Below are 23787 nucleotides of genomic sequence, written 5' to 3' on the forward strand. Positions count from 1 at the left end.
TAATTGGATTTGATTTCGACTCACAACCAAAATCAGCTGTTGCAGACCCTACAGTGGGAAGCATGATATAATTTGAGATAAGAAAGAATAAAAGGAGATTCTCATGGCTGTACAGCATGAAACAGAATTATATGCCCCACTTAAAACTTTTTTTGAGGAACGGGGTTATACGATCAAAGCTGAAATCACACACTGCGATCTGGTCGGAACTCGCCCAGGCAATCCTTACCCCCTCATTGTTGAGATGAAGAAGACATTTAACCTTCCCTTGTTGCTTCAAGGTCTCGAGAGACAGAAGCTAAGCGAAGAGGTGTATCTCGCAGTTGAACGTAATAGGTCGAAAAAGGGAGCTCACAACCAACGCTGGGGTGAAATCACAGGACTATGCCGCCGGCTCGGGTTAGGGCTGATTGCCATTACCCTGTTCAAGACAAAGAAACCCTTTGTCGATGTTTTGTGCTCGCCTGGTGAAATCACCTATGGACAGTCGCAAAAGGTGAGCAAGAAGAAGTCAGATCGTGTAGTACGTGAATTTAACGAACGCAGCGGTGATTACAACGTTGGGGGTAGCTATGGTGCCAAGCTCATGACGGCATACCGTGAGAAAGCGTTGCGTGTAGCTCTGGCCCTTGAGGTTGGTGTAGAGATGAGTCCGCGCGAGATTCGTGATCAGAGCGGGATCGGTACTGCTGCTGCTATTCTGCAGCATAATTACTACGATTGGTTCCGCCGCATCGCCCGCGGGCGCTACGTCTTAACGCCAGCAGGCGTGAAGGCGCTCTCGCAATACGCGGACGTCGTAGTGGGATGGCAGCGGATAGCAACCGCCGCCGAAGTGCAGGGGCCGCCGAAGGCTTGACGGCGGCTCTTAGGGTTAGCACCCGCGGCGCCCGCCTATTCGGCGGCTCGCAGGTGCGATTATAGCGCCGTCCGCGAATAGCGCGGCGCTAGGATCTAGAGCGCGCCTTAATCGGCGGCGCGCGCAGTGAACGCCGTGATGGCTTCGCCGATCACGGCCATGCCTTGGCGCAGGCGCGCCTCGCCGTGCGCTGCAAATGTAAGCCGGATCGCATTGCTATCCGGCTCTCCTGCGTAGCAGCGGCCTCCCGGCACAAATGCTACGCCTTCCAGCAGCGTTGCGCGTAGCAACGCCTCAGGGCACAATCCCTCTGGCAGGTGCACCCAGAGGAAGAGCCCGCCCCCCGGATCGCTTACCTCGGTTCCCTCCCAAGGTGGCTCACTCATCAATTCCAGCGTCAGTCGACGCCTGACCGCATATTCCTTCTGCACCTTCACCGCATGCTCACGCCAAGAGAAAGACGGTAATTCCAACAGCGTATGAAGTAGACGCTGCCTATCGAAGAACTCTTGAGAAGCTGGCAACATGAGACTCTCATCCAATAAACTCCAGATCCATTGCCGCTCTCCGCGAATCCAAGCTAACGGTAAAACAGGAAACGTCGTGCCTTCAAACGACCCGACACCTATCACTTGCCTCCCGATTCCACCTTCATGCGCCTGCTGTAGCTCATATAATGACTGTGTAGTAGTTCCTTTAACCTTCTTATCAGAGACACCCTGAGATGATATAAAAGGAATAACACCTAACGTATTGTCTTCAATAATACACAGCTCGTTCCTTTCGCATATCTCTAGTAATGAAACTTTACGCTCCAAACTCCATACGGAACCGGAAGGATTTGAGTAATACGGTGTTACGTACAAAAGTACTGGCTTGTGTACACTTATTTGCTTGCGTAATTCCTTTAACAACATACCAGCCCCATCACATGCTACATGGACTACTGTAGCTCCATAGTAGCTTAGCAGTGCCAAAGCTTCTGGCGAAGCAGGTGTTTCTACCAACACCACGTCACCTGGATTCATCAGAGTGCGAAATAATAAACTTAGTGCTTCCCCTGCGTCTTCTACCAGCAGCAAATGGTCTGGATCATTTCGTCCCTCCCCCTGTCCTCCCTCCGCTTCAGCATATGTCTTAGATAACCATTCCCTTAAAGGAAGATATCCCCGTGAGAATCTCTCAAGCTCTATTGCCTCCTGCTCGCTGCTCCCTCTTCCTTTTTGCCCTAACATCGATTCTCTTGCCTCAGTTTCCAGCTCAATCCAAGAGGTCGTTCCTCCATCTCCTCGGCTCGCTGCAAATGAAATGAAGTCTCCGTCATCAAGAAATGTATTAACCTCTAATCTAAACTCTGGTGGTAATTTCCGTACAACCTCCCTTAACCATGCCTCCACGATGTTCACACCCACTTCCGATTACTTCATTTATGGCGATTGTACAGCAGGACAAATATCCACAGCAAACATATCTCTCTACCATATTTTTAGAGGTTGTTCAAAAAGTCATCTTTTGATCACGAAGTAAATCAAGGAGTATATTCGACAGCGAATCTTGAATTCAGCCGGGACCTTCGGTGCTCACGGAGGTTTTGCCTACGCTCCGCTCCTCTGTCCCTAGCTTTATTCAACCTTCTGAAGCGTTTTGAAAAAAAGCAGCATCGTAAGCATAAGCTCTTGGTGCTGAAAACCTGACTTTTTGAACACGTACTTTTAGTAGAATAAGGAATAATTCTGCATTTTTTGATAATAGACTACAAAATCTCTCATTTTTTTGCGTTACAAATATCCTCATGTTAAAATATTAGTTCGAAATAAATACTAGAGGTGATTTCATGTCTTACAATACGGAACCTACGATGGCTTCCGAATCAACCCGCAGCAAAAAAACAAAAAAGGCCCCCGTAAAACTTGTATTACTCATTTGGATTCTATTGATCGGTGCTGGTATAGCCGCTACCCTCCTATATAGCAATCACTTAAAAAAATCGATGATAGAGGAATTAGATGCCAAGTGGCAAGCACAGACACAAATTATGAAGGCAGATTACGCTGCCCAATTGTCAGCCTTGTCTGGAGAGATTGGAGCACTACAAAGTAAGGTTGAAGCCTTTAATGAACTCCTCACATTTACCAAAGATAATACAAGCGATAAAACGGATAATAGCAACAAGTTGTATTCCCAATTAAGCGATGTAAAACAACAGCTTTCCAAGCTGCAAAAACAAATGGATTTACTTAAATGAATACGCCAGTCAAACAAATTAACCGTTTTTTCCTGTTAGCAAGTGCCCCTTTACTGGGACTTCTCATTGCTCTGCTTATTAGTAGTTCCATAATTAATTGGGACCATCAGCAGGAAGTCATTACACCTAAAAGTGACATCTTGACTACAACAGGAACTATCGCAGAAAGTCTAAGTCAAGCTGAGGTTATGGCCCAATCGACTATTTCTTCGATTCAAACAACAGCTGAACTGTACCATAAGACCACGTCAACCATGACTTCAATCGTCAAACTGACGCAGCAGGCCGCAGATCGTCCCGGGAATATTTATAATGACCGAATCTCTTCGAAACTAGGTACTCCTTTTCAAACTATCGATAGTGATAAAATTAGGATTGAGTTATATAAGGTGAATCCAGGTACTTATAAAGGATACGCTATGAAAATAAAGCTTAAATCACCGAAGGCTATGAAAATGACACTTGGCAATGACAAATTAGGTGGATCTGAAACAACGCTGAAAGCGGTGAATCGGTACGGAGCCGTTGCGGGAATCAATGCAGGAGGGTTTGCAGATGCTGGTGGCAAACGTTATCCACTTAGCACTACCGTAATGAACGGCAAGTATTTAACTGGATTTGAGCCGACGTACAAGGATTTATTCTTTGTTGGTATGAATTCATCGGGGAAGTTAATCGGTGGTAAATTTCAGCAGCAGGCGGACCTAGATAAACTTGATCCCTCCTTTGGAGCATCTTTCGTTCCCATTTTACTTAAAGACGGCAAGAAAACCACCATCCCTCTTAAGTGGCAGACTTCTCCGCTTCGTGCACCACGTGTGGCCATCGGGAACTACAAAGATGATCAATTACTAGTTCTCGTCGTAGATGGCTACAATGAGAGTGGGAGTTCTGGAGCCACATTGGAGGAGCTTCAAGGCAGATTATCGAAGCTTGGCGTTAAAGATGCGTATAACCTTGATGGGGGCGGTTCCGCATCGCTAGTAGTGAATGGACGGATAATCAACAACCCTTCCGATGGCGCACTACGTCCGGTTCCCACTCATTTTCTATTTTTCAAGTAACATAGGTAATTTAAATTGTCTACGAAAAATATCATAATGGGATTTGTTTTTTATGAAGAGAAAGGTATACTATAGGGGAACAAATCCTGGAGGTGTTCAGCTTTGTCCTTCTCATTAACGTTTTGGATCATTGCGCTGGTATTTGTCTTGTTTCTGTGTGGCATCTTGACTTCGTCCTATAATGACGATAAAACAAAAGGTCTATGAAAATAAGCTTCCCGCCTAGGGAAGCTTATTTCTTGTACGCCCATCTTATTATGCATAAGAACGTAAAAAAAGCACCCGACAGTAACTTCGGATACTTCTCCCACTCTCCCATCAATTTACCTCTAGACTAACTGTGTCATATCAGCAAGACATTGACTGCAAATGGAGCGTTCTTTAAACTCACTAACGCCTTCCATTGAGCCGCAGAACACGCATTTAGGACGGTATCTTTCCAGGATGATATGATCACCCTGCACCAAAATTTCGACAGGATCCCCTTCGTTCATTTGGTATCTTTTGCGCAATGATTTGGGTAAGACGATTCTTCCCAGTTGATCCACTTTGCGGACCACACCAGCTGGCTTCATAATAAACGTACACCTCTTCTGATAAATATAATGATATTACTTAAAATACACGAAACCATATCACTATAACATTTCGCTATTTTTTGTGATATTCCTGCTACAATTCGACAAATTTTATTTTTTCACAAGATTATCTACCATTAAAAATGTAGATTCTCATGCAAATCGTCTTACAATCACTGCATTTCCGGAAAATCTAACTGTCTTAAAGCTTCATATACGATAATCGCCGCAGAATTCGACAAATTTAGCGAACGAACCTTATCCGTCATCGGTAATCGTATAAGGGTCTCCGGGTGAGCGTCTAAAATTTCCATTGGCAGACCTTTCGTCTCTTTACCGAAGACAAAGAAGTCTCCGTCCTTGAACTCAAAATCAGAATATTGCTTCTCCGCTTTAGTTGATGCAAAGAAAAATCGGCTATCCTTATATTTCTCTTCAACTTCGGCAAAAGAATCATGGTATTCAATTTGCACCGCATACCAATAATCAAGTCCAGCTCTTTTTAAAGTTGCATCGTCCGTACGAAAACCAAGTGGACGAACAAGATGTAAGTGTACTCCAGTTGCAGCACACGTTCTTGCAATATTTCCAGTATTCGCCGGGATCTCCGGTTCTACTAGCACAATGTGTAATGTCATGATGATGGGCACCTCACCTTAATAAATAGATTATGCTTCCTACGAAGCAAAAGCCCCCCGCTGTCAAGCAGCGAAAGGCTCCTGAATTCCACAGAAGAGGAAATAGTCCTCTTATCCGTGCGACTTTTGGAACTGACTCATGAAATCAACTAACGCTTTGATACTTTCGTATGGAACCGCGTTGTAGATGGAAGCACGAAGCCCACCAACACTGCGATGACCTTTCAATCCGACAAATCCTTCTTTTTCCGATTCCTTAATGAATTGTTTCTCTAACTCCTCGGAACCAAGACGGAATGTAACATTCATTGTCGAGCGACTTGTAGCATCTACGCAGCCGCGGAAAAATCCGGAGCTCTCATCAATTGCATTATATAGAAGATTTGCTTTCTCACGATTCTTCTTCTCAATGCCATCTAGAGATCCTTGCTCTTCAATCCATTTCAATACTTGGTTTACCATATAAATTGCGAAAGAAGGTGGAGTATTATACAGGGAATTATTCTCGGCATGCGTATCATACCGTAGAACTGTTGGAATATGACTTGGAGAGTTTTGCAACAATTCTTCCCGAGCAAGCACAACCGTTACGCCCGATGGACCGAGGTTTTTCTGTGCTCCTGCATAAACAAGACCAAACTTAGTCAAATCAAACGGACGACACAAAATGTCACTCGACATATCGGCAATCAGTGGAATGTTACCCGTGTCCGGAAACTCATGGAACTGAGTTCCTTCAATTGTTTCGTTAGAAGTTAAATGCAAGTATGCTGTGTTCTCAGGAAGCACAAGATTACTTACGTCAGGCATCGACATATATTTGTTCTCTTCAGAGGATGCAGCGATAAAAGTGTTACCAATTAGTTTGGCTTCTTTGATGGCTTTACTAGCCCAGCTTCCCGATTTCACATAACCTGCAGTCTTACCTTCGGTCAAGAAATTCATTGGAGCCATAGCAAATTGAGTTGACGCTCCACCTTGTAGGAACAATACCTTGTAACCTTCAGGATTACCAAGTAGATTCAATAGACGACTTGAAGCTTCGTTATGAACTCCTTCATAAACAGCACCACGGTGAGACATCTCCATGATTGACATTCCTGTACCTTGATAATCAACGAATTCAGCTTGAGCACGTTCCAGTACCTCAAGTGGCAGGGCAGCCGGTCCGGCATTAAAGTTATAAGCTCTCTTACTCATAATCTCCCATCCTCTCTCCAATTGTATTATATAGTTCGAAGTTACAATAAGCATAATCATAGCAACTATTCTTTTTTCCAGCAAGCGCATATTGCATCAAAAAAACACAGTTTGCAGAATTGACACATTAACGCATCATCTCGTCAAAGTATTTTCGTTTTATTCCGTGAAAAATTCATATACGCGTGACCAACTCTTCTTCTCCCCTGGAGCAAGATTCAACTCGATGAACATTTCCGGAGATACAACATGTCTACTCCCCCATACCGCAACGGAAGAAACTGTAAATTTACTAAGTTCACGCACTCCAGTACGGCTAGGTTCATGAAGTAATTCCCATATCCAAGGATAACTCGCTGCCTCAAAGCCCTTTATACGGAAATAAAACTCCTTTTCAGGTTCTAGTTTCCATCGCACTTCCTTTTCGTGAAAAGAAAGAACATCCATCGTCTCTTCATCATCACTCCACGGACTCAGTTCAATTGGAAATTTCAATACATAGTCCGGACCCATTAGATGGTCGTCAATACCAAAGAAATTATGCGCATACTCATCGGTTCGAATAATTCTTGTCCCCATATTATGGAGGCAATAATCTATCGTCAACCTGTTTCCTTCTATTGAAATGGTCTTAACCAGCATAACAGCAAATCCCCGGCAATCCTTGGGTAATACCGTAAAAGTGATACTCTGGGAATCCTTTTGCAGAGCAGAAATGTCAAATGGATCCAATGGGTAATTTTCGGAAAAATCATATTTCTCATTGTTAGTTTTTGAAAGGAGACCTACTCCAACCTTCGGAAATTTCTCTTCTACTTCTGTCTCGTCGTAGCCAATAGCTTTTGACAATCCGAATTCATTGCATATACCAACTCCCCCAGTCCCCTGCGCCGGATTTAAACTCTCCGGCACACAGAAGCTATGATTTCCCTCAAGAAGAGTGGTTCTCGTAATAAATCCACTATGATCAAAACGGCTTCCCTTATAATCTCCAGGTTCCGCAATATCAATTACCAATTGTTTATTCTTTAGTTGATATGCCATAGCAAGCTTCCCTCTCGATCTCTCTGCATTAATCATGTATAAATTCACAGAAGAAACCCTGGCCTTCAGATTCAAAGTACCAGGGTCCTCGTATGTCTCGATATCAACCAGACACCGTTAAGCAATTAACAGTAGATTAAATATCAAGAATAATATGGATAGAATGGGTGCCATCTTTCGGAAGTGACTCCAGTATCGAACGTTCGATAAGACTGCCACGGCCATACTCTTCATAAGAGATCGGCTGTCCATTCATAGTAATAGAAGATACTCGGTATTGCCCATAATCAGCACGCTGAGCATTATGGTATACAATACGTAGTTTCCGGTCTGCAAACAACGTTTCGACGTGAGCATTGCCTTCTTGATCGAACTGTTCCTTAGTAAGCTTCGGTTCCAGATGTAAATCACCGAAATGCCCCTTTACTCCATATACTTCAGTGAGTTGAGTAAGCAGAAGCCAACTCGCAGAGCCTGTAAGGTATGTGTACATACCGCGGCCCTTCTCATTAATATATTCCGGAACACCTGGATACATCCGGCTGGTTTCAAAATCTGCAGAAAGACGGTAGATAGAGTCAAGAACATCATAACCTTCTTTAACAAAACCACGTTTGTATAGAGCGTTAGCATACATTACCGTCATATGACTAAACATAGCGCCATTCTCTTTATGACCGAAAGCAAAACCAAAAGCCCGACCTAAGTTTTGTTGAGTACCACCAAATTGCGAATTCAAACGGTATCCAATCTGGTCGTCCTTCAAGTAACGATCCACAGCGTTAGAAATTTGGCCAACCTGTTCATCAGTAGCAATTCCGCCCATAATACTGAACACTTGACCTGTGAGCGTCATCCTTACACCATTCGGATGGTCTCCTTCTACACGTTCTGCATCATTATTGTAGTATCCGTTAAACCACTCATAACCTTCTTTGTTTGCAATCCACTCGTTTTTACGCAGATGATCAATAACCCATTCACCTTTGCGTTTCAAATCCTCAGCGACTTTTAGAACATCCAGTTTGAGCTTCTTACCACTAATTGATGGAACAATGGAATCGTAATATCGATCCAACAAGGCATGCTTCTCAGCAATACTATCATATGACACCGCACTCGACAGTGTATCAAATAATACAATCATCTCTTCCGCTAATTCGATGGTCTTCATATTTGAAGACTTCTCCAAGTGGACAAGGAGTTCCGACAATTCGATCAAATTGCTAGCATAGAAAGCAGTAAATGCAACGCTCTCTCCCCGATCTGGAGCAAGGTCAAGACCATCATTCCAATCGGCGCCTTCCAATTTGATATTGTTATGTTCGCCAACGTTAAAGAACGGAACTATATTTTGTAACAAAATATGCTCGAGAATACTTCCCTCATAAAGTTCTCCGTCTCGCGATACGAGCTTGTTACCAAGTTCCGGCGTCCAAGTGAGATCTCTTTCATGACAACGTTTAACGAAGGAATCGCGGAAATAAACTTGTGGTTGCAGCAAGAAATCTATGTCACCGCTTTGATGAACATATAGAAGTGTAGTCAATAACGGCCAAGCACCATGGTCCATCCAAACCCGTGGAATATTATTTCGATCTGCAACAAACTCACCTGGTTTCGACCCAATGATCGTTGCATTACTTCCATCAATACGGACACCCGCATAGTTATTGTGAAGGAGATATCTTACCTCAGCTGGTTCCATTACCATTAATGCAAGACAATCCTGCCATAAATCGCGCCATCCCCGTCCACCACGGCCGTAGTCATGATAAGGAAGGAACGAATTACCATACATACGTCTCAAGATTGGCTGTAATGTCACCCATTTCATCCACAAATCCTGCTCTTGATCTCCAGAATGGAATGAGATTGTCTCTAACTTGTCTTGCCAATAAGATTTGTTCTCTTCCAAAAGAGCATCAAAACAAGCTTCAGACAAATAATCCTTGGTATAACGTTCCGTCTCAAGTCGATCATCAGAAATAATCATCGCAATAACGTAAGAAGTTGATTCCCCGGGTAATAATTGAGTACTTGCGAAGCGAAGACCTCCGACTGCCTCATAACCTTCAATCGCAGCCCCTGATTTCGTAACGGATTCCAAATTGGTTACCACAGCTTCCGGCCAATCAAATGAACCACCTTCGCCGATAAACTCCTCTGCGACTGGGAAAAATCCAGTAGGTGCGTTTCCACTAGCTTCAGAACCCAGCACACTGTATGTTACCTTATTTATACGGTGCCCTCTCTCATCGAAAGAAAGTGCTGGTTGTACTTCGATCCCATGCTCTGATGTAAAAATCCGATGGAGCAATGAGGTCACATGCCTATGGTCTCTCAGATCATCTGCTGAACGTCCGTAAAGTGGAACCGCTGCGGTAGGTGTCAATTGAATTGGTGAATTCCCCGTATTGGTTAATCTCACTTTCATTAATTCCACCTGATCACCGCCAACAGGAACAAAGTTGACAGTTTCAGCTTTCAATCCGATTTCACTGTTTTCACGAGTTAATTTATGCCAAAGGAATCCAGCTTCCATGTAGCTTTGCTCTTTGACATTCGAGAACTGCTGCGCATTTTGTCTTGCCGAATTACCACTGGCCGACCATGCTCCGTATCCCTCGATATGAACCCAGAAATTACGTGAAGCCTTTGAATTGTGTAAGCTTTCCACAGAAACAGGTTCCATCAGAAAAGTATTGTGACTTGTTGTAATCTCACCGTGTAAATTCGGTGTGATGGCGGACATCATTCCCGCCTCATTCACTAAGGGGAAGTATAAATAGCTGTAATTCTCAGGATGCAACAACTTAAATTCACCTTGGTCCCCTTGAAATTTCCAGCCTTGCTGCGTCATATGGCTTCTTCCTCTCACTTTTTATCAAGATTAAATTTTACTTTTAATTTAAGATTTCACGGCTCCTGCCAGTGCACCATCCACGAGATATTTCTGGATGAAGGAATATAACACCATAAGCGGCGCAGCAACAAGAGTAATACCACAGGCTAGAAGTGGCCAGTTATTACCGTATTGACCTTTGAACTCCTTCAACCCGAATGTGATTGGGTAATTCACCTTACTTGGCAAATACATAATCGGGCCAACAAAGTCATTCCAAATTCCGATCGCTGTCAGAATAACACCTGTCGCAATAACAGGCTTCATCAATGGCATAATCATTTGGAATAGGTAGCGCATGTAACCTGATCCATCCATACCAGCGGCTTCATCCAAGTCACGGCTAATCGATTTGATATAACCAACAAACAACATAAACACGACACCCGTACCGCTCGTTTTCAAAATAATGTAACCTAGTTTCGTATCATAGCCGAAGAAATCTAAATTTTCCCGGAGTGATAACATCAGCTTATATTGAGAAACCATTGGATTCGGAAGAAATTGAGATAGCAAGAAGAACAGATAAATAAATCCGCTCCACTTTACATAGCCACGAGCAACGGGGAATGCACCCAGCACGGATACAATTATTGTCAATACAGTAGCAACCACTGTATAAATCATACTGTTAATAAAGTAGTTGGCGAAGTTCCCTTCTGTCCAAGCATCCACGTAGTTGCTCCACTGGATTTCTTTAACGAGACCGATTGGGTTCATCAAATACTCTGGGTATGATTTAAGAGAAACATTTAGAACCAAGATCAGAGGTGCGATATACAAAATCAATAACACGAAAATTACAGCGTAAGAAAGAATAGTAAATGACTTAGACTTCTTCATTTTAATATTCCACCTCTCTCTTACGCATTTGCTTAACTGCTACTACAACAAAGACGAGGATCATCAGGAACTGCACAACAGAAAGGGCCGAAGGAAGTCCCATCTCCAGGCTACCACGGAATGTTTCTTTATAAACGTCGTATGCCATTGTTCTAGTATTGAATCGTCCATCTGTTGTAGCCAAAATAATATCAAACGTCGACATCGCTCCGATAATGGAAAGCAACATGTTGACGGTAAATGACGATGCAATTAATGGAAATGTAATATGGCGGAATGACTGCCATTTTGTAGTTCCATCGATATATCCTGCCTCATACAAATCCTTAGGCACGGATTGAAGTCCCGAAAGAAAAATCAACATGGAGTAACCCATGTACATCCAGATCTGCACAAAGATAATGTAACCAAATGCATGCGTAAAGCTTGCAAAGAACATATCCTTATACCCGAATAACCACTCATATAACATATTTACCGGACCACTTAATGGATCAAACATCATCCCCCAAATAAGTGAAACTACCGAAACACCAAGAACAACCGGCATGAAGAACACGGCACGGTAGAAATTGTCCCCACGCAATCTTTGATTGATCAAAACAGCAATAAACAAAGCAGCCCCGTTCTGAACGATCGTTACAACGACCATAAAGATTAGAGTGTTTGTAATTGAGCGCCAACGTTCTCCAGAGTTCCCAGAGAAGAATACATCATAGTAATTATCAAGACCTACAAATTTAACAGGGCTTCCAGGAATATTTTTAACATCCGTAAAGGAGTAAATAACCGTTAATACAGAAGGACCAAAATAGAACACTACGTACAATGCGAACGGTATCAATAACAACAAAAGCGGTACGTAACGGGCCATTCCTTTTCCAAATGGATACATCTCTCTCACCTCGCCAATCCCGAGTCATAAATGATCGGGGCCTGTGCATCAGACCCCGAAATTTTTATATTTTTATTTAAATCAACTTATTACTTTTGGATCAAAATCATTTAGGAGCCGCAGCTTCCCATTCTTTCTGTTGTACATCAGCCAATTCTTTAGCTGTTTTAAATTCTCCACCTGGAGCTAGATACTCAGTGTGAACACCTTCAGCAGCGATATGCTCGCCAACGTTCTGACGGTTGATCATCATAATTTCATATGCTAGTTCAAAGTCACCCAAGTAAGGAGTAAGTTCTTTGTCGATAAATTCGCTGTCTGTAGCGATGTTGTCTTGAGTTGGAATAAATCCAGCAGCCTTAACATATTTGGTGTAGTTCTCTGATTCAGAGAAGAATTCCAGCCATTTCAATGCGCCTTCTTTGTTCGGGCCTTTCTCTGCTGCATACCAAGTTACATCGTATTTACCAACGAAAGATGCATTCTTCGCAGCATCTTCAGTAGCTGGAACTGGGAAATAACCAAATTTCAAATCAGGATTTGCAGTAGCGATTGTTGGTGCATCCCATGAACCATCAGCAAGCATGGCCACTTTTCCAGTTGCGAAAATGGAAGGTGCAGATGCATAGTCAATCCCCATAAATCCATCAATCATGTAATTGTCTTGAAGAGTTTTCATTTTATCTAGAACTTCAACGGCTTCCGCATCATTAAATGCAGTTTCGCCTTTCCAAACGCCTTCAATCCATTTTTGTTGATCTCCACCACCTAAAATTTTCGCTTGTAATGCGAATACAGGCAATTTCAAAGGCCATACATCTTTACCAGCTACGCCGATAGGTGTAATACCCTTTGCTTTCAAATCTTCACATAATTTAAGGAACTCAGTCCAAGTAGTAGGTACTTTCAGTCCGTTATCTTCGAAGATTTGTTTGTTGTAGAACAAACCGGACATTGCTACTTTACCTGTTGGGATTGCGTAAACTTTATCGTTGTAAGTACCAGCTTTTTCAATATCATTAGCATTCCAGTTCTTTACGAATTCTTGATCGGACAGATCAGCGATAAGTCCTGAATCAATCCATTGTTGCCAGTCAGGTACTTTAGCTCCTGGGGTCCAATCTTTCGGAGACAATCTCATACCTGAAAGATCAGCAAGAACGTCAACGTCGTTAGCCGTAATTCTTGCTCTTTGTGCTTGTTTGTACTCGTCATCAGGACCTGTTGTCGTGTACTCAACTTTATATTCTGGATATTTAGCTTCAAATGCCTTATTAATTTCTTCCATTGCTGCGTTAACGTTACCTTGTTTCCAGTGAAGGATTTTGACTACCTTCTTCTCTCCCGATGGTTTGCTACCAGTATTGCCTTCAGTAGCAGTATTGCCTCCGTTGTTGCTTCCACACGCCGCCAAGCTAAGTGTTAAAGCACTTGCTAGCACTACAGCAGAAATTCTCTTAACCATTCTTAATGACCCCCTATTTGTTGATGATTCCTTTTTGAGAAATCCATTTTCGTAAGTTTTCGTTGATGATTAAACTTCTGAGGATAAACTAACGAAAGCGGTTTCGTTGATGTCATTATTACATTGATTTTTTCGTTTGTAAAGATATATTTTTTGACAATTTATATCCATCGATTTTTCAAGACACAACGCCACCCTTCCCCTGATATATCAAGGGTTTATTTGATTTTAACTCTCTAATGTAATTGACTATCACTTAAAAACCAGTTACACTATTTACGAAAAACGTTTTCGTAGACATGGCGCGGCTTCAGCAGATTTTACGACTCCACAAACCATGATCAACCTTACTCGAGAAAGATGATTATTTGTTTCATATTGATTCAATATAGGAGGTCTTGATCTTGTCGTTAAATATTAAAACCATTGCTGAAATGGCCGGAGTATCCGTATCCACTGTCTCCAAGATCATTAACAACTACAGTGATATTTCCGAAGAAACAAAGACAAAAGTTCTTGAAATCATGAGACAGACAGGTTATGTGCCTTCTAATTCAGCGAAAACACTAGCAACCAAGAAGTCCAATCTCATCGGAGTTATTTTTGCTGGGAAACTAAACATCGACTTTACACATCCATTTTTCGTCGAGGTACTCAACTCATTCAAGAAGCAGATGGGCGTCCTTGGATATGATCTGTTGTTTTTCTCCAACGAAAAGTTTTACTCCATTGATGGAGACTACGTAGCACGTTGCTTACATTTTCATGTAGATGGTTGTATTATCGTTACGGGTCAACAATTAGAACAGTCCATTAACGAGCTCGATCTTAGTGATATTCCATGTATTGGCGTTGATATCCAACTACAAGGCAAAAACTCCAGTTTTATTATGTCCGATAACTACAAAATGTCATACAAAGTTGTCGAACATTTTTATCTACAGGGCTACCGTGAATTGGGTTACATTGGAAGCACCTTAGAATCCGATATTTCGAATATGCGCGAGAATGGTTATAAGGATGCTATCGAAAGTTTCGGACTCCCCACTAACGAAAAATGGTTCGTTAACGGAGATAATTTCTTTGAATCAAGTGGTTATGAAGCCATGAGTAAGATGATTCAGGCAGGTAGTCTCCCAAGAGCCATCTTTGCAGCCTCCGATCTTATTGCTATCGGCGCTATGCGAGCACTCAAAGAAAATAAACTTAGTGTACCAGAGGATGTAGCCATTATTGGCTGTGATGATATTGAGGCTTGTAAATATACTAGCCCTGCTATTACTACAATTAAGCAAAATAAAGATAAAATCGGCAAACTTGCCTCTCTCATGTTGTATGATCTGATAAACAATCAATCCGTGACCGGTAATGTTGTAGTAGAACCTGAACTGGTTATACGCGAATCATGTGGTAGTGGCATGAACAAAAGAGCTTACTAAAAAAAGAACAACAAAGAGCAGATCAAGGGGGTTATCCTTGATCTGCTCTTTGTTGTTTTCGGTATATTGCGTTTAGTTGCCCAAACACACATAAATTTACGCTCGAAGTAGCGCAGAGAACGGAATGATTTCGAATAATTCAATTCATTTACATATAGATTTCTACAATGTTTATAGCCGATGAACGCACACGTTCGAACTCATTCCGAATAATCTTTAATCCCCCAGTACGGTAACGATTTGTCGTCTCATCCGTGATTACATCCTGACCATTTATTCTCACACGACGTACCTCACTGCCGTTCAAGTGATACACAAATCGAACTGAAGCACCCGCATATTCGAAGTCAAAATGTAGCCCATCTAAACTTTGCGGCAACACAGGATCAAGAATCAAATTACCTTCTTCCTGGCGGATACCAAGCGCATTAGAGATCAACTGGTTCATATAGATTCCAGGTCCACTAGAATAAATTTTCCAGCCCCCCTTCACCGAAACCTTTCCGCTGCGCAATTCATCAAATCTCTCCTGAGCTTCGTACCTGGTGTTGAATTTACCATCAGAGCTACTGAAGTACGCATTACTTTGTCGTAGCTCGGCATTAGGAACAACATCTTTTATACCAATAGGATTAATTCGCGCAAGTCCACTCCACACTTCATCCTTTTTACCAACCTTAGCCATGGCTTCAACATACCGAATGTGGGCATGAACATATTGCAGCCCAATCTCACGCCCGAAGTTAGCAGCTTGCTCCGCTCGTTTAAAATGGGTACTTACACCTCCAGCGTATTGTGCAGGTCGGTTCATTAACCGTACACCGTCTGGACAGAACAGTTGCTCACGAATAATTGCATAATGTGTATTAACTTGTTCAAGTGTCAACAATTCACTAATCATACTACGGGTCATCGGTAATAACCGATACTGAATTCCTGTTTCTGTGTCACTTGGATGAACCATCAATTTCGTTTGTTCTGGATTCTCCATATACAAAAAGCCCGGAATAACTTTACTTTGTAGCATGTAATGGTGGAAATCAGTCTGGATTCCATCAGCGAGACTCCGCAAGCTTGCCGCTGAGGCAGGATCAACCCTTTCCATTACATGCGAAAATTGGTTCAGCGACTGATAAGTTAGAGCTACAGTCCAGCTACTGACCATAAACTGCTTCAATTGACCATTAGCTGGTTGAAGGGTATCGTCCCAATCTCCGTCTCCATAGGCAGACAAATGGGTACCATGCAGGAAATGATTTTTGATATATTCGATTTCCTTATGTGCATGATCTAATATTGTCGCTGTCTCTGTTGTAAAATCAAACCCTTGCTTGCTTGTATAGGGAACTTGCTCATCCAAAATGCTATAGTCGCTTGTTACCTTCAAATAATCGCCAAGTACTTTCAGCGGCCAAACAATAATATCGCCATGGCTCTCTTCCTGTTGAACCCTCGTATATTTATCGAACATGAACCACTGTGGCCAATTGCCATTATCCTCGAATTGATGAGAATATATCATTAGTATTATAGCTCGTACCTGATCATATTTCTGAGTTGCCATGAAGTATTCGACAGGTCCTTGGCAGACATCGCGTGTTCCCCAAGCCGCACCGCCATATTGCTCCAGACCGTGTGGAACTGAGTAATGGACTAGCATATTATGCGTATACCACCATGCGATTCCGTTCACCTTAAACAGTTCAGCTTCAGTTCCGCTCCCTGCTGACAAATGAAATCCATTCATTACAGACCGGAAATATTCTCGATAACGCTCAATTTCTTCATCTTGCTGTCTCGTCACTAATGGTAGATCCCCACCATTAATCAATCCTTGAATAGTCATCATCCATTCACTGCTGGCAGATAACTCCATTACAGTAATTGATGCCTCACCTGGATTGACGTAGCTTACAAGTTTTCGTTCATCTGCAATCTTCATATTCGCACCCGTCAGATGAATTCGATACTCTAACTCTGGATAAACTTCTGCACTTAATGTTGCAGAGTCGGCATGAAATGATAGATATTCACCATGATCACACATGTGATATGGAGTATCATATTCATTAACATTCATTATTACCTGATTCGTCACTAGGAATCTATATGCTTTATTTTGCTCCGAGCGTACAATTAACCGTATTTCTGGTGAATCTACTGTCGTGAAGTTAGTAATAATCAAAAGGTCATCCTGCGTTTTATAATACCATCGCACGTAGTTGAAACCCATTTCAAAAAGAGATGGCATCGTCAATAGTCGATAAGTTCCCTCTATTTCCACATAGATCCGTTGGCCCGATGTTTTGGGCACGTTAAGCGCATTTCTCGCATTGGTTGTCATTTTATTGAAATTGGTATTCCCAACAACAATCTGAGAGTTAAAGATACCGTACATATATGAAGTTGTTGTTATGACAGGGTTATTCAGGCTCACATTTTCGCCGCTCATTAAAATATGTCCATGAGGACGCTCAACGCATAGCTCTTTTTCTTTTAGAACGACATGTTCATAGCGATCCGTAAAGAAAGCAAGTAACTTGCCCCCTTCCACTTCCTCTTGATTACGTTTAGGGAACAAACGGTTGATTTCAACTTCAGTCAAATCTTCTGTTTGCAGGGGAGCACCTATTGAAGGTAATGAAGCAACCTTTTCTAGAAGCGTTCCTCCTTCGAAACTAAGTTTTTCGATAGCTTTATAGGCCTGAAGCACTTCATCATTGAACTCAAGTGAAGATATATTCGTAGAATGGTCATTCTTATATAGTCCGTAGAATACGAACCTAGCTTCTCCATCAAGTTGGATACGTTCTGACTGTAATGCCGTATATGCAAATTCATACTGATAGATTTCATTAGCGAGTGAATCTTGAGTTAAGCACTCCGGTTTATTTGTTTCTTTATACGACAAACCATAGAATTGAAAGCCATCTGTCGAATATCCTACAGCTCTAGTTAAAGATCCTTGTTGAATGTATGGGAATATTCCGCCTTGTGGCTGATTTTGCCGGGAGCAAACGACGTATCCAATGCGCTGATCTTCAAAAACACTATGATCTATATATTGAGATAAATAAGCTTCGTTACTACGAACAGCACTTACATTAGCGATCCCGATATCTTGTCCATAAATTAAGTCAACCTGTCTTTGACGCCCCTCAACTCTAACATCCCAGAACCACGCACCCTGCTCTACCAGCGTGAACATGACTTGATAACGGATCGTTGCTACTTCTCCTTCAAATACAAGTCGGTTATCTAGCTTACGTACTCTGCTTTGAGAGTTCACCCCAAGCAATGGAAAGGCTTTAATTCCCTCTATATCATGTATTCTTAGATAAATATTATTTAGAGATCCATCTATTGAATTCGATAACCATTGATTGATCATCGTTCCACCATAATTAGCTTGATACAAATCTCCACTTGGTAGAAATTCAAAAGTTAGACTTCCTGCTTCCAATGTAAGCAAATCGTCATTTTTTGTTGCCATTGTTCTCTCACTCCATTCTCTGTAGGAATCATTCTGTTCTATGTTGTTAAATTTAATTTACTTTATAAGACGAAATCTACGCTCTACCACGTCTCGACTATTCGCTCCTACAAACACTACAAACTCGCCATCATCACTACTGAAACTCAAATCTGAATGATGGTAACGAAGCTGCTCCTCTGTCAATATGAAGCTGACCTCCCTGCACTCCCCAGGTTGTAGCATGATTTTGATGAAGGCCTTTAACTCCTTCATTGGTCTAACGACCTCTCCTGTGATGTCACGAATATAGAGTTGTACCACTTCTTCTCCTGTCATTTTCCCTGTGTTCGTAACCGTAACCGTGACCTGCAATGGTTGTTCTGGCTTCATTACCTTCGCTGACAACTCGATCTCACCATATTCGAATTCTGTGTAGCTTAATCCATAACCAAATGGAAATAGAGGCTCATTCGGAATATCTAAGTACTGCGATGCATAACGATTATCTGGTTCGGACTCTTTCTTTGGACGACCCGTATTATAGTGGTTATAATATACAGGAATTTGTCCTACCGCATGCGGGAATGACATCGATAACCTTCCTGATGGATTGACCTCACCATATAAAATATCTGTGATTGCACTTGCCCCTTCACCTCCAGGGAACCAAGCTTCGAGAACTGCATCTACTTGATCATGTACACCATGAAGATCTAGCGGGCGTCCGTTAAACAAGATAGCCACCATGGGCTTATCCAACGTTTTTAGGTGAGTGATCAACTTAAGCTGTGCCGCCGGTAAAGTAATGTCAGCACGACTTCCCCCTTCCCCGCTCATATGTGTGCTCTCACCCAACGCAAGAACGATTACATCCGATTGATATGCGACTTTTATTGCCTCTTGAATTTGTACGTCTGTAATCGTATCGATCCCCGAACCTTCCGCCAAGACTACATTCGAGGCTGAAATCTTCTCCTGAATTGCCTGATTCAGTGGCGTAACATTACATCCAGCACCTATCCAAGACCATGGACCGAGAATATCCGTGCTCTGCGCGAATGGACCAATTAAAGCGATTTTTAGTTCTGCTTGAAGTGGAAGAACACCTGTATTTTTAAGAAGAACACAAGATTTTGATGCAAGTTCACGTGAGATTGCTCTATGTTCATCGCAATATACGACCTCTCGTTCTGCTTCTGGATCAGCTCCACGTAACGGATTCTCGAATAGTCCCAACTTATTTTTCAAGTTCAATATACGAAGTACTGCTTCGTTTATTAAACACTCATCTACTTTACCGCTTCTTATCAGTTCCGGCAGATGCTTCACATAACAAGAGGTCATCATCTCAACATCTATACCTGCTTGGACCGCTAAATAAGCCGCTTCCCCTTCATCCTCGGCAACTCCGTGAGCAATGAGTTCAATCACTGCTCCCCAATCGGAGATGATTACCCCATCAAATTCCCACTCTGTTCGTAACAGGTCTCGCATGAGAGCTCGATTCCCTGTAGCTGGAGAACCATGGACGGTATTAAATGAGGTCATCACTAACTCACAGCCTTCATCCAAGGCAGCTTTATATGCAGGTAAGTAATACTCTCTCAATCGTCGCTCCGATAGATCGACCGTATTATATTCACGTCCACCTTCACCAGCACCATAAGCTGCAAAATGCTTCACACATGCAGCCACGCGGTTGACATCATTCTTTAAATCTTCTCCTTGGAATCCACGCACAAATGCACGAGCAAATATACTATTCAAATAGGTGTCTTCTCCCGTTGATTCCATCACGCGTCCCCATCGCGGATCACGAACAAGATCAACCATCGGCGCAAATGTAACATGTAGTCCAGATACCGCGGCTTCCTTGGCAGCAACAGCAGCACTTTGTTCAGCAAGGTCCAGATCCCATGAACAACCGATAGCTAGAGGGATGGGAAAAATAGTCTTATAGCCATGTATGATATCCGCCATAAAGATCATGGGAATACCTAATCTGTCATTCTTTAGATGAGTTTGTTGTACCTGAATCACTTTTGCTGCCCCGCTAAGTCCTAGTACAGAACCAACTTGATTCACCGTTTCTGCCGTGATCCCAAGCGACTTCATCGGTCCTGTAATCTGACCATCCTCTTCTGACCCTTCAAAAAAGGTCACTACCAGTTGCAGCATTTGTGCTATTTTTTCTTCCAGCGTCATCTGTTCTAGTAATTCTGTTAATTGTTTATGCTCCACTAATATCATCCTCTGTTCATGTCATCTACTTCTCATCATCCATCCATAAAACTTCGTAAATCACGACTTTACGAAACGTTTCGCAACATCACTATAAATTAGTTTCGATGGGTAGCCAATTTAATACACTTTGTATCTTTGGCTCCCAATAATTCCAATCATGTTCACCGCGCCCATCTTCATAAGCCACTTCTATTCCTAGATCAATCGCGCGCTTTCTGAACGCCTGATTATCTTGGTATAAGAAGTCTTCTGTGCCACAGCACTGATAAAACATCGGTTTATTTCCCTCATATGCTTTCAATTTATCCATTAAATAAAATAGGTCATTCGTGCTTCCTTCCAATTCAGACACATCACCAAAAATCGCAATCAATTCATGTGGCTGGAAATTATTAAGCCCATTCATACGACTAACAATATCCAATCCTCCTGATAGACTTGCCGCTGCTGCATAACGTTCTGGGAAGGAGAGCCCTAACTTAAAGGCCCCATATCCGCCCATGGACATTCCTGCTACAAACGTATCTTCCCTACGGTCAGAGATAGGAAATAAGGCGCGTACAATCTGGGGTAATTCTTCACTTAGAAAAGTGAAATAGGGTGATCCAAACTTCATATCTGTATAATAGCTGCGACCTACACTAGGCATAACCACAGCAATTCCCTTTTCTTCAGCATAGCGTTCTATACTAGAATGTCTGATCCAATCGGTATGATCCGCACTTAAGCCATGCAGCAGATATAGGACTGGTAGTTTACCCGATCCACTTATCTGTAGCGCAGAATGCTGGGGAATCAAAGCGTTTATACCTATAGATAAACTTAGTGTTTCTGAGTAGAACTGACATTGAATCAAAGCCAACCCTTTCATCTCCTATACAAATACATTCAGTGTATTATTTTATTTTCTGGTTATCATTCTTTTACAGCTCCAACAACAACACCCGTGACAAAATAACGCTGTAGAAAAGGATATACAATGAGTATAGGCAAGGCACTAATAAAAATTTGTGATGCCCGAATGGTTCGCTGAGATTTGTTAGCAATGGCATCCGGATCTATCTTGGTTATATCTCCTTGAACGATTATCGTTTGCATGAAACTAGCCAGTGGAAGCTTCGCAGCATCTTTGATATAAATAATTCCGTCAAAATATGCATTCCAATGCCCTACCATTAAAAATAAAGAAACGGTTGCAACAACCGGTAATGAGACTGGTAAGTAAATACTAACGAAAGTTCGGAAATGACCCGCTCCGTCAATAAAAGCTGCTTCCTCAAGGTCTTTAGGCACAGTACGGAAAAAGTTTAGCAGAAGAATAATATTAAAGACGGCAATGACTCCCGGAAGAATGAGCGCCATCAAGGTATTCATCAATCCAAGCTTCAAAACAAGTAAATATCCAGGTATTAACCCCCCGCTGAACAGCATCGTAACGACAAAATACCAAAGATAAATATTACGAGCCCGAAAAACATGGGTTTCTTTAGAGAGTGCATAAGCGGCAACCGTATTCAATACCAGTGCTAGTGCCGTACCCAGCACGGTTCGTTCTACCGATACCCATAGAGAGGATACAAAGTTGGCATTCTTAAGTGTTTTGGCATAGGCTTGCCAAGTAAAGTCGACCGGCCAAAACGATACTAATCCTGCATTAGCAGGTGCAGATGCACTTAACGAAACCATTAAAAGGTGATACATAGGAAGTAAACACAGTATAGCTATCAGCATCAAAAACACATTGTTAAATATACTGAATATTCGATAAGGCAGTGTTTTGTGGTACATAAGTGATCATCCTTTCTAGAAGATTCGGTATCCGGCAAATTTATAAGCGAGTCGATACGATACAACGATTAAAATTAAACTAATCATAGATTTGAACAGATTGACTGCGGTGGCAAAGCTGAATTGTCCACTAAGCAAGCCTTCTCTGTACACGAAGGTATCAATAATATCTCCTTGCTGATAAATCAAAGGACTATATAAGTTAAATATTTGGTCAAAATTGGCATTCAACACATTTCCGAGTGCTAGGGTTGCAATGACGATTGCGATCGGTATAAGTGAAGGGATGGTAATATACATCGTTTGCTTGAAGCGGCCCCCACCATCGACTTCCGCAGCCTCGTATAGTGCTGGGTTAATCCCGGAAAGTGCTGCTAGAAAGATGATCGTATTAAACCCAAATTCCTTCCACACATCACTGACAATGATCGTAAATCGGAACCAATTCCCATCTCCTAAGAAGAAAATAGGTTTAATACCAAACACACCCGATATAAATTGATTGACGAGACCCGTTTGGGCAAGCATATCAATCAAAATTCCTGAAAGAGTTACCCATGATAGAAAGTGGGGCAAATAAACAAGCGTTTGGATGGATCTTTTAAGTCCCATGATCCGTACTTCGTTCAGCAATAATGCAAAAATGAAAGGAATGATTAAGTTCATAATCATCTTGGTACAGGCAAAGAACAGGGTATTCCATGTAATCTGTATGAAATAATCATTTTCCAACATGTAGCGAAAATGCTTCAAGCCAACCCATGGAGAACCAGTCATCCCCAATGCGGGCTTGTAATCTTGAAACGCCATAATGACCCCTGTCATAGGAATATAAGAAAAAATAAAAACAAGTATAGCCGCTGGCAGCACCATGAAATGCAGAATCCATGGTTGCTTATAATTTCTTTTTCTCTTTATGCGTTTGGTAGTTACTAAGTCTACCTGTTCTACAGCATTTGCTTCCATAGCCCTCTCCCCGTTCAAAAAATTTATTTTGTGAGTATCAAGTATCTCTGCTATATATAGTATCAAGCAGTTCTAAACGCTGATATATAACATTGTTAGGATTGATATGGTTTTATTAGGGTACATTGACCGGAGGAGA

At 42.1% G+C, this 23787-nt stretch carries 18 protein-coding genes; 4 read left to right on the plus strand and 14 right to left on the minus strand.

Annotated elements, in window-relative coordinates; translation table 11 throughout:
* Nucleotides 1–103 precede the first annotated feature (103 nt).
* Nucleotides 104–859, plus strand: a complete 756-nt coding sequence (locus tag EJP82_RS12345; protein ID WP_127192372.1) for a DUF2161 family putative PD-(D/E)XK-type phosphodiesterase — start codon at nucleotides 104–106, stop codon at nucleotides 857–859.
* A 107-nt stretch (nucleotides 860–966) separates the two neighbouring features.
* On the opposite strand, the gene EJP82_RS12350 is transcribed toward EJP82_RS12345, so the two are convergent.
* On the minus strand, nucleotides 967–2256 hold the full coding sequence (locus EJP82_RS12350; protein WP_127192373.1) for an aminotransferase-like domain-containing protein: 1290 nt from the start codon (nucleotides 2254–2256) through the stop codon (nucleotides 967–969).
* 437 nt (nucleotides 2257–2693) lie between these two features.
* Between EJP82_RS12350 and EJP82_RS12355 the strand changes: the two genes are divergently transcribed.
* Nucleotides 2694–3104 carry a hypothetical protein gene (locus EJP82_RS12355; RefSeq protein WP_127192374.1) on the plus strand — a complete coding sequence of 137 codons (411 nt, stop codon included), beginning with the start codon at nucleotides 2694–2696 and terminating at the stop codon, nucleotides 3102–3104.
* Nucleotides 3101–4168 (plus strand): phosphodiester glycosidase family protein, encoded by a 1068-nt coding sequence (locus EJP82_RS12360; protein WP_127192375.1) that lies wholly within the window; start codon nucleotides 3101–3103, stop codon nucleotides 4166–4168. The genes EJP82_RS12355 and EJP82_RS12360 overlap by 4 nt, the downstream gene beginning before the upstream one ends.
* Before the next feature lie 329 nt (nucleotides 4169–4497).
* Here EJP82_RS12360 and EJP82_RS12365 read toward each other — a convergent pair whose 3' ends face one another.
* The 8 genes from EJP82_RS12365 to EJP82_RS12400 form a co-directional block, all read right to left on the minus strand.
* On the minus strand, nucleotides 4498–4743 hold the full coding sequence (locus tag EJP82_RS12365; protein ID WP_127192376.1) for an AbrB/MazE/SpoVT family DNA-binding domain-containing protein: 246 nt from the start codon (nucleotides 4741–4743) through the stop codon (nucleotides 4498–4500).
* A 176-nt stretch (nucleotides 4744–4919) separates the two neighbouring features.
* Entirely contained in the window at nucleotides 4920–5384 is a 465-nt protein-coding gene (gene trmL / locus EJP82_RS12370) for a tRNA (uridine(34)/cytosine(34)/5-carboxymethylaminomethyluridine(34)-2'-O)-methyltransferase TrmL (protein ID WP_127192377.1), read from the minus strand.
* A gap of 111 nt (nucleotides 5385–5495) precedes the next feature.
* Nucleotides 5496–6584, minus strand: a complete 1089-nt coding sequence (gene serC, locus EJP82_RS12375) for a 3-phosphoserine/phosphohydroxythreonine transaminase (RefSeq protein ID WP_127192378.1) — start codon at nucleotides 6582–6584, stop codon at nucleotides 5496–5498.
* A gap of 159 nt (nucleotides 6585–6743) precedes the next feature.
* A complete protein-coding gene (locus EJP82_RS12380; protein WP_127192379.1) occupies nucleotides 6744–7628 on the minus strand; it encodes a hypothetical protein in 885 nt (294 codons plus the stop codon).
* 136 nt (nucleotides 7629–7764) lie between these two features.
* Nucleotides 7765–10491, minus strand: coding sequence for a GH36-type glycosyl hydrolase domain-containing protein (locus EJP82_RS12385; RefSeq protein ID WP_127192380.1), 2727 nt, complete (start codon nucleotides 10489–10491; stop codon nucleotides 7765–7767).
* Nucleotides 10492–10539: 48 nt separating this feature from the next.
* Entirely contained in the window at nucleotides 10540–11376 is an 837-nt protein-coding gene (locus tag EJP82_RS12390) for a carbohydrate ABC transporter permease (RefSeq protein ID WP_127192381.1), read from the minus strand.
* A 1-nt stretch (nucleotide 11377) separates the two neighbouring features.
* A complete protein-coding gene (locus tag EJP82_RS12395) occupies nucleotides 11378–12271 on the minus strand; it encodes a carbohydrate ABC transporter permease (protein ID WP_127192382.1) in 894 nt (297 codons plus the stop codon).
* Between the two features lie 106 nt (nucleotides 12272–12377).
* Nucleotides 12378–13736: an ABC transporter substrate-binding protein gene (locus EJP82_RS12400; protein WP_127192383.1), complete on the minus strand. Its 1359-nt coding sequence runs from the start codon at nucleotides 13734–13736 to the stop codon at nucleotides 12378–12380.
* A gap of 434 nt (nucleotides 13737–14170) precedes the next feature.
* Here EJP82_RS12400 and EJP82_RS12405 point away from each other — a divergent pair, with 434 nt between their 5' ends.
* Nucleotides 14171–15175, plus strand: a complete 1005-nt coding sequence (locus EJP82_RS12405) for a LacI family DNA-binding transcriptional regulator (protein WP_246054102.1) — start codon at nucleotides 14171–14173, stop codon at nucleotides 15173–15175.
* 148 nt (nucleotides 15176–15323) lie between these two features.
* Here the strand turns inward: EJP82_RS12405 and EJP82_RS12410 are convergent, their stop codons facing one another.
* The 5 genes from EJP82_RS12410 to EJP82_RS12430 all read right to left on the minus strand — a co-directional run bounded on the left by EJP82_RS12410 (nucleotide 15324) and on the right by EJP82_RS12430 (nucleotide 23648).
* Nucleotides 15324–18668: a GH36-type glycosyl hydrolase domain-containing protein gene (locus tag EJP82_RS12410; protein WP_127192385.1), complete on the minus strand. Its 3345-nt coding sequence runs from the start codon at nucleotides 18666–18668 to the stop codon at nucleotides 15324–15326.
* Between the two features lie 57 nt (nucleotides 18669–18725).
* On the minus strand, nucleotides 18726–20900 hold the full coding sequence (locus EJP82_RS12415) for a glycoside hydrolase family 3 N-terminal domain-containing protein (RefSeq protein WP_211350095.1): 2175 nt from the start codon (nucleotides 20898–20900) through the stop codon (nucleotides 18726–18728).
* Between the two features lie 82 nt (nucleotides 20901–20982).
* A complete protein-coding gene (locus EJP82_RS12420) occupies nucleotides 20983–21756 on the minus strand; it encodes an alpha/beta hydrolase (RefSeq protein ID WP_127192387.1) in 774 nt (257 codons plus the stop codon).
* A 53-nt stretch (nucleotides 21757–21809) separates the two neighbouring features.
* Nucleotides 21810–22682, minus strand: coding sequence for a carbohydrate ABC transporter permease (locus tag EJP82_RS12425; RefSeq protein WP_127192388.1), 873 nt, complete (start codon nucleotides 22680–22682; stop codon nucleotides 21810–21812).
* A gap of 15 nt (nucleotides 22683–22697) precedes the next feature.
* Nucleotides 22698–23648, minus strand: coding sequence for an ABC transporter permease (locus EJP82_RS12430; protein WP_127192389.1), 951 nt, complete (start codon nucleotides 23646–23648; stop codon nucleotides 22698–22700).
* Nucleotides 23649–23787: the final 139 nt, after the last annotated feature.

It is taken from the genome of Paenibacillus anaericanus, assembly GCF_003994475.1.
In the GTDB taxonomy this organism is placed as follows: Bacteria; Bacillota; Bacilli; order Paenibacillales; family Paenibacillaceae; genus Fontibacillus; species Fontibacillus anaericanus.